This window comes from Vibrio sp. 10N.222.48.A3 (assembly GCF_041475345.1).
GTDB classification, from domain to species: Bacteria; Pseudomonadota; Gammaproteobacteria; order Enterobacterales; family Vibrionaceae; genus Vibrio; species Vibrio tasmaniensis_A.
In genome coordinates, this window is the sequence record NZ_JBFRVX010000396.1 from 1 (window position 1) to 7,169 (window position 7,169).

10 protein-coding genes are annotated in these 7,169 nt (G+C 44.4%); 8 read left to right on the top strand and 2 right to left on the bottom strand.

What is annotated here, in order from left to right; genetic code table 11:
* The 5 genes from AB4653_RS12360 to hemW form a co-directional block, all read left to right on the top strand.
* On the top strand, positions 1-229 hold a 229-nt coding region (locus AB4653_RS12360), incomplete at its 5' end, for a YggT family protein (protein ID WP_372104280.1).
* A 29-nt stretch (positions 230-258) separates the two neighbouring features.
* Positions 259-549, top strand: a complete 291-nt coding sequence (gene yggU / locus AB4653_RS12365; protein ID WP_017101445.1) for a DUF167 family protein YggU — start codon at positions 259-261, stop codon at positions 547-549.
* A 28-nt stretch (positions 550-577) separates the two neighbouring features.
* Complete coding sequence (locus tag AB4653_RS12370) at positions 578-1,009, top strand: DUF4426 domain-containing protein (RefSeq protein ID WP_017101446.1); 432 nt, start codon at positions 578-580, stop codon at positions 1,007-1,009.
* A gap of 48 nt (positions 1,010-1,057) precedes the next feature.
* The gene (locus AB4653_RS12375; RefSeq protein ID WP_017080776.1) at positions 1,058-1,657 is read left to right on the top strand and encodes an XTP/dITP diphosphatase; all 600 of its coding nucleotides are present in this window, start codon (positions 1,058-1,060) and stop codon (positions 1,655-1,657) included.
* The gene (gene hemW / locus AB4653_RS12380) at positions 1,657-2,844 is read left to right on the top strand and encodes a radical SAM family heme chaperone HemW (protein ID WP_017101448.1); all 1,188 of its coding nucleotides are present in this window, start codon (positions 1,657-1,659) and stop codon (positions 2,842-2,844) included. The genes AB4653_RS12375 and hemW overlap by 1 nt, the downstream gene beginning before the upstream one ends.
* 159 nt (positions 2,845-3,003) lie before the next feature.
* On the opposite strand, the gene glsB is transcribed toward hemW, so the two are convergent.
* Positions 3,004-3,924, bottom strand: coding sequence for a glutaminase B (glsB, locus tag AB4653_RS12385; protein ID WP_009847707.1), 921 nt, complete (start codon positions 3,922-3,924; stop codon positions 3,004-3,006).
* Between the two features lie 183 nt (positions 3,925-4,107).
* Positions 4,108-4,827: a tRNA (guanosine(46)-N7)-methyltransferase TrmB gene (gene trmB, locus AB4653_RS12390; RefSeq protein WP_016791043.1), complete on the bottom strand. Its 720-nt coding sequence runs from the start codon at positions 4,825-4,827 to the stop codon at positions 4,108-4,110.
* 165 nt (positions 4,828-4,992) lie between these two features.
* Here trmB and mutY point away from each other — a divergent pair, with 165 nt between their 5' ends.
* The 3 genes from mutY to AB4653_RS12405 all read left to right on the top strand — a co-directional run.
* Positions 4,993-6,051, top strand: coding sequence for an A/G-specific adenine glycosylase (gene mutY / locus AB4653_RS12395; RefSeq protein WP_102258154.1), 1,059 nt, complete (start codon positions 4,993-4,995; stop codon positions 6,049-6,051).
* Between the two features lie 28 nt (positions 6,052-6,079).
* Positions 6,080-6,352, top strand: coding sequence for an oxidative damage protection protein (locus AB4653_RS12400; RefSeq protein ID WP_010435637.1), 273 nt, complete (start codon positions 6,080-6,082; stop codon positions 6,350-6,352).
* Between the two features lie 69 nt (positions 6,353-6,421).
* Positions 6,422-7,169 (top strand): murein transglycosylase domain-containing protein (locus AB4653_RS12405; RefSeq protein ID WP_372104283.1); only part of this gene is annotated, 748 nt, incomplete at its 3' end.

Consider the following 7,169-nt stretch of genomic DNA (forward strand, 5'->3'; position numbering starts at 1 on the left):
GATCTTCTGGGTTCTGCTAATCCGTGCAATCCTGAGCTGGGTTAGCCAAGGTCGTAGCCCAATTGAATACGTGTTCCATCAACTGACTGAACCAATGCTGGCTCCAATTCGTCGTATTCTTCCAGCAATGGGCGGTTTTGATTTAAGCGTACTGGTACTGTTTATTGTTCTGCAATTCGCGAACTTCTTAATGGGTGACCTAATTGGCCCGATTTGGTATCAGCTATAATTCAAGTACGAACATCAGGTACTTTGACGATGCCAAAAGCGGTTTGGGCCGAGGAAGACGATATTCTTCTTAGGCTCTATATCCAACCCAAAGCAAGCCGAGATAAAATTGTCGGCTTACACGGCGAGGAACTGAAAATTGCCATTACTGCACCACCGGTTGATGGCAAAGCCAATGCTCACTTAGCGAAATACCTTGCGAAACAATTTAAGGTCGCTAAAGGGCAAATTACGATAGAAAAGGGAGAGCTAGGTAGGCACAAGCAAGTTCGAATATGCTCGCCAAGCCAAATCCCAACTGAAGTCAAAGCCATCCTATGATGGCTTTTTGCTATTTATTGGAGTCATTATGCGTTTATGGATAACAGCACTACTCACCGCTCTTGTTGCCTTACCAAGTTCGGCAGGACAGTTTAAAAGTATCAAGGATGTCGAGGTTCATTATTCGGCTTTCAATTCCACGTTTTTAACTGCGCAGGTCGCTAAGCAATATAAGCTGAAACGAAACGGATACTCAGCGATTCTAAACATCAGCGTGCTAGACAACGCTTCTCTAGGCAAGCCTGCAACAACGGCTAAAATTACGGGAACAGCTCGAAACCTAGTAGGTAACACTCGCACGCTTAACTTCCGTGAAATAAAGGAAGGTGATGCAATTTATTACCTTGCTGAGTTCCCTATCACTCACGAAGAGAACATCACTTTTAATATCGATGTTAACGCCGGTTTGAAAGGCACAGGTCCACTGCGTTTCACACAAAAATTTTATATAGAAGAGTAGCTTCAAAGCTCACATTTCTAGTCATTAACTTATTAGAGCCACATCCCCATGAGTAAGATTGTTTTAGCAACAGGCAACCAAGGTAAAGTTCGCGAGATGGCAGATATTCTGTCTGAGTTTGGTTTCGACGTTGTCGCGCAAAGTGAATTTAACGTTTCAGAAGTCGCAGAAACAGGAACGACTTTCATTGAAAATGCCATCATCAAAGCTCGCCACGCTGCGAAAGAGACGGGGCTACCAGCCATTGCTGACGATTCTGGCTTAGAAGTTGATTACCTTAATGGTGCACCCGGTATCTACTCAGCGCGTTACTCAGGTGAAGGGGCTACTGATAAGCAAAACATCGAAAAGCTGTTAGATGCTATGCAAGGTGTCGATGTTGAAAAGCGTACCGCTCGTTTTCACTGTGTATTGGTGCTAATGCGTCACGAAAACGATCCAACTCCATTAGTATGTCACGGTAAATGGGAAGGTCGCATTCTGACTGAAGAACACGGTGAAAATGGCTTTGGCTACGATCCTGTATTCTTTGTACCAGAAGATAACTGCGCCTCAGCAGAACTTGAATCGTCACGTAAGAAGCAACTGTCACACCGTGGTAAAGCCCTCGCGTCATTATTCAAGACTCTCAAGGAGCAAGCTCTGTAATGCACAATGCAGCGCTAATACCACCCGCACTCAGCCTCTATGTCCACATTCCATGGTGTGTACAAAAGTGTCCGTATTGTGATTTTAACTCTCACGCTCTCAAAGCCGAGATTCCTGAAAAAGAGTACATCGATGCTCTGCTTGAGGATCTCGATACCGATATCGAAAAATACCAACTCAATGGCGCACCTCGCCCATTGCATTCGATCTTTATTGGTGGCGGCACGCCGAGTCTATTTTCTCCAGAAGGAATAGGTCGATTGCTGCAAGGCATTGAACAACGCATTCCGTTCAAACCTGAAATAGAAATCACCATGGAAGCTAATCCGGGAACTATCGAAGCTGAGCGTTTTGCTGGTTACCAAAAAGCAGGCATAACTCGAATCTCGGTGGGCGTGCAAAGTTTTGAACAAGAGAAACTGGAAAGGCTTGGACGTATTCACGGTCAAGACGAAGCGGTTAATGCAGCTCATTTAGCACATAAAATCGGACTAAATAGCTTCAACCTAGATCTAATGCACGGCTTACCCGATCAAAGCATTGATCAGGCCTTGGCTGATTTGGACAGAGCGATCGAGCTTAATCCTCCGCATTTATCTTGGTATCAGCTAACAATAGAACCTAACACCATGTTCTATTACAAAACACCAAAGCTACCTGACGATGATGACCTTTGGGATATCTTCGACTTAGGCCATAAGAAGCTCGCAGACGCAGGTTATGTACAATACGAAATTTCAGGCTACAGCAAGCCGGGATATCAGTGTCAGCATAATCTCAACTACTGGCGCTTTGGTGACTACCTAGGTATTGGCTGTGGCTCTCATGGCAAGCTGAGCTTTGCAGATGGACGTATTGTTCGCACCACTAAGGTTAAACACCCTAGAGGCTACCTAGCCGCGTATCAGAATCTGGTGAAGCCCTATCTGTCGGATGAACTTGAAGTACCTAATGAGGACCGCCCTTTCGAGTTCTTCATGAACCGCTTCAGGCTAATGGAAGCGTGTCCAAAACAAGACTTCATTGATACGACTGGGTTAGAGTTTGATTCAATTCAGCCAACGATAGAGTGGGCCAAAGAGCTCGGTTATCTTAATGAAACCGACAGCCATTGGCAGATCACTGAAAAAGGAAAGCTGTTCCTGAATGATCTGCTTGAAGCCTTTATGGCTGAAGAAGACGAATAGAGCGAGATTCGAGATTCGAGATTCGAGATTCGAGATTCGAGATTCGAGATTCGAGAAGTATTGCATAAGGGTTGGCTTTAGGGTCAACCCTTTTTATTGTAAGAGCCTTTCTCGAAGCGAAGCGCTCTATAGGACGAAGTCCGTGCTCGCATCTTTCTTCTAAAAAATAGAACGTCCAATACGCTCAGAGAGCAATTCTAAAGCCTGAGTTCCCGCCAGTGAATTACCCGACGCGTCCAGTTCTGGAGACCACACCGCGATCGTCATTTCGCCAGGAACAATCGCTATAATCCCGCCACCGACACCAGACTTTCCTGGCATACCAACACGATAAGCAAACTCTCCCGCCCCATCGTACAAACCACATGTTGCAAGCAAAGCATTCAGCTGTTTGGTTTGAACTGGCGTGATGATCTCTTTCTTGGTCTGAACCGACACACCTTTGTTCGCCAAATAGCTAAAGGTTTTCGCCAAGTCCACACAGGTCATTTTAAGCGCACAAGCATGGAAGTAGTTATTCAGTACTGGGATAACATCATTCTCAAAATTACCAAACGAACGCATCAAATAAGCGATAGCAGCATTACGATCGCTGTGCATCATCTCAGAAGCCGCCACAACCTTGTCATACACAATATGAGTATCACCTGATAGCTGACGGACAAATTCTAATAAACGGTGTCTTGGTGCTGATAGACGGCTTTGTAATAAATCGGCAACGACAATCGCGCCAGCATTAATAAACGGGTTACGAGGGATGCCGTGTTCCATCTCAAGCTGAATCATCGAGTTAAAGGCTTGTCCTGAAGGCTCCTTTCCAACGCGTTGCCAAATTTCTTCCGGCTTATACAACACCATCGCCAACGTCAGGCTTAAAGCTTTAGAGATTGATTGCACGGAAAAGGCTTCATCGGCATCGCCAGCTTGAATAACTTCACCTTCATTGGTGTATACCGCAATCGCCAGTTTCTGGTTCGATACACGAGCCAATGCAGGAATATAATCGGCGACCTTTCCCTGACCAATTAAAGGGCGAACTTCATCTAAAATCTCGGCCAAAATAGCTTGAGTTGGTTTCATGTGAGCTTACTTCTTATTGTTATTTTTGTAGGGGATGTGACATTACTTTCTGTCCTTAAACCTTTATCGTAAAAAAGCCTAAGGACAAAAAAGCCAACATTACAATAATGTTGGCTTTTATCAATCCCATAAAATGTAAGGTTAAGATCTTAATCCGATCTCACCTTCATTTTTTATTCAGAATTACTTAGTACGCTTGTACTTGATATCCCAAACACCATGACCTAAACGGTGGCCACGAGCTTCAAATTTCGTTAGTGGGCGCTCGTCTGGACGAGGAATGTAATCCCCATCTTCAGCGATATTCTTGAAGCCTGGAGCGACGTTCATCACTTCAATCATATGTTCGGCGTAGTTTTCCCAGTCTGTTGCCATGTGGAAAATACCAGTATCAAGTTGCAGCTTACCGCGAACCATCTCTGCAAACTCAGCCTTAACGATACGACGTTTGTGGTGACGAGCTTTATGCCATGGGTCAGGGAAGAACAGTTGCAGTGTATGCAGGCTGCTGTCTGGGATCATGTGTTCAAATACTTCTACTGCATCGTGACACATTACACGCAGGTTAGTTACGCCAGCATCGCGAGCTGTACCTAAACACGCACCAACACCTGGGCTGTGAACTTCAATACCTAAGAAGTTTTTCTCAGGCGCATTCTTTGCCATTTCAACCAGTGATGCACCCATACCGAAGCCAATTTCTAGTACAACAGGGTTGTCGTTGCCAAACACTTCTTTCCAATTAAGAAGTTCTGGGTTGTAGTCGATACCCATTGTTGGCCAACATTCGTTCATCGCGTTTTCTTGGCCTTTTGTTAAGCGGCCTTCGCGGCGAACAAAACTACGGATCTTACGAACCAGTTTGCCGTCTTCAGTATATTCGTTAGTGGTCACTTCACTCATTGATTTTTGCCTGCACATTGATTAATCAAAGCGGGGATTATCCAAAGAATTGCCTCCGGTGCAAGTCTTTCCGTGGATAAATTCCCACACAATTTGTCTGTTTTACATCCAACCGTAAGTGTGGTGCAATTTCACTCCTAATAATAGCAAAGCATAGAGCATGTCGTGACTCCTTTCGCAACCGCCATATTAAAGTGGTATGACGCCTTTGGGCGCAAAGAATTACCTTGGCAACAAAACAAAACCGCCTACACCGTTTGGCTATCTGAAATCATGCTTCAGCAGACTCAAGTGGCCACGGTGATTCCATACTACCAGCGCTTTTTAGAACGCTTTCCAACAGTTATTGACCTAGCGAACGCCGAACAAGATGAGGTGCTGCACTTATGGACAGGGCTTGGCTATTACGCGCGAGCTCGTAACTTACATAAGGCTGCAAAGATTGTTACCAAGCAATATGATGGTGAATTTCCGCTTTCTATCGAAGAAATGAACGCGCTACCGGGTATTGGGCGCTCTACTGCCGCTGCAGTGTTGTCCTCTGTGCATAAACTCCCTCATGCGATTCTTGATGGCAACGTCAAACGCACCTTAGCGAGAAGCTTTGCAGTAGAAGGTTGGCCGGGGCAAAAGAAAGTCGAGAACCAGCTTTGGGAACACGCAGAAGCACACACTCCCAATCAAGATGTTGATAAGTACAATCAAGCCATGATGGACATGGGTGCGATGGTTTGTACTCGTAGCAAGCCCAAATGTACGTTATGCCCGATTGAAAGCATGTGTGAAGCTAAGAAGATCGATAGACAACTCGATTTCCCTGGCAAGAAGCCTAAGAAAGAAAAGCCGATAAAAGAAACATGGTTTGTGATTCTGTACCACAACAATCAAGTATGGCTCGAGCAACGCCCTCAATCTGGTATCTGGGGAGGACTATTCTGTTTCCCTCAAAATGAAAACGCAGAGATCGAACATCAACTAGACCTTCGTTCGATCAAAGACAATGAAACCAATTCGATCAAGACCATGATTGCGTTTCGACATACTTTCAGCCACTACCACTTAGATATCACGCCTGTATTAGTAAAATTAGATAAACAACCAGATTTGATAATGGAAGGGACTAAAGGTCTCTGGTATAACTTATCAAAACCGGAAGAAATTGGCCTAGCCGCTCCTGTAAAGCAGCTTATTGAGAGCCTACCCTTTGAACTGAACGACGTTTGAATCAACGAACGCGATAAGAGGAACCACTATGAGCCGCACTGTATTTTGTGCTCGCCTTCAAAAAGATGCTGAAGGCCTAGATTTTCAACTTTACCCGGGTGACCTAGGTAAGCGTATCTTTGACAACGTATCTAAAGAAGCTTGGGGACAATGGCAAAGTAAGCAAACTATGCTTATCAATGAAAAGAAGCTGAACATGATGGATCCTGAGCATCGTAAACTTCTTGAAACTGAGATGGTTAACTTCCTTTTCGAAGGTAAAGATGTCGTTATTGATGGCTATACCCCGCCTAGCGAATAAGACATTTATTTAAATAAATTTTAATGACATCATGGTTTACGCCGCGATGTCATTTTTGTATGAGGAACTATGAAAAAGCTAAGTTACTTCCTAACAGCCATGTTGTTAACAGGGTGCAGTCGTGAATTTGTCGAGAGCATTTATGATGTTAACTACGAACCAACCAACCGGTTTGTAAGTAATTTGGCAGAACTACCAGGGCAATTTGAAAAAGATACTGGGGCGTTGGATGCTTTGATTAGTAGCTTTTCAGGCAATATCCAAAAGCGTTGGGGCAGCAGTGAAGTAAAGATGGCAGGTAAGAGTAACTATGTGAAATACATAGACAATTATCTAAGCCGTTCAGAAGTTAACTTCAGTCAAGGTATCATAACGGTAGAAACCGTCTCCTTAACAGATCCTAAAAAGCACCTCAAAAATGCGATCATGACGACGCTCCTGACACCCGATGATCCAGCTCATGTCGATCTATTTTCGTCCAAAAGCATAAAGCTAGAAGGTCAACCTTTCCTCTACAACCAAGTCGTAGACCAAGAGAAAAAGCCCATCCAATGGACATGGCGTGCTAACAAATTCGCAGATTACCTGATCGCCAATAACCTAAAAACCAAAGAGGTAGACTTTAAAAAAGCCTACTACGTCGAAATCCCAATGGTGGCAGATCATGCGAGCAAACGTAGTTATAAGTACGCCGACATAGTACAACGAGCATCTCAACGCTATGACATCCCTGAAGACTTGATCTATGCAATCATCAAGACAGAAAGCAGCTTCAATCCTTACGCAGTGAGCTGGGCAAATGCTTATGGTCTTATGC

Excerpts from the sequence above, each read along its gene's own strand:
- yggU (WP_017101445.1), top strand. The coding sequence starts at position 259 with ATGCCAAAAGCGGTTTGGGCCGAGGAAGACGATATTCTTCTTAGGCTC.
- AB4653_RS12370 (WP_017101446.1), top strand. The coding sequence starts at position 578 with ATGCGTTTATGGATAACAGCACTACTCACCGCTCTTGTTGCCTTACCA.
- AB4653_RS12375 (WP_017080776.1), top strand. The coding sequence starts at position 1,058 with ATGAGTAAGATTGTTTTAGCAACAGGCAACCAAGGTAAAGTTCGCGAG.
- hemW (WP_017101448.1), top strand. The coding sequence starts at position 1,657 with ATGCACAATGCAGCGCTAATACCACCCGCACTCAGCCTCTATGTCCAC.
- glsB (WP_009847707.1), bottom strand. The coding sequence starts at position 3,924 with ATGAAACCAACTCAAGCTATTTTGGCCGAGATTTTAGATGAAGTTCGC.
- trmB (WP_016791043.1), bottom strand. The coding sequence starts at position 4,827 with ATGAGTGAAGTGACCACTAACGAATATACTGAAGACGGCAAACTGGTT.
- AB4653_RS12400 (WP_010435637.1), top strand. The coding sequence starts at position 6,080 with ATGAGCCGCACTGTATTTTGTGCTCGCCTTCAAAAAGATGCTGAAGGC.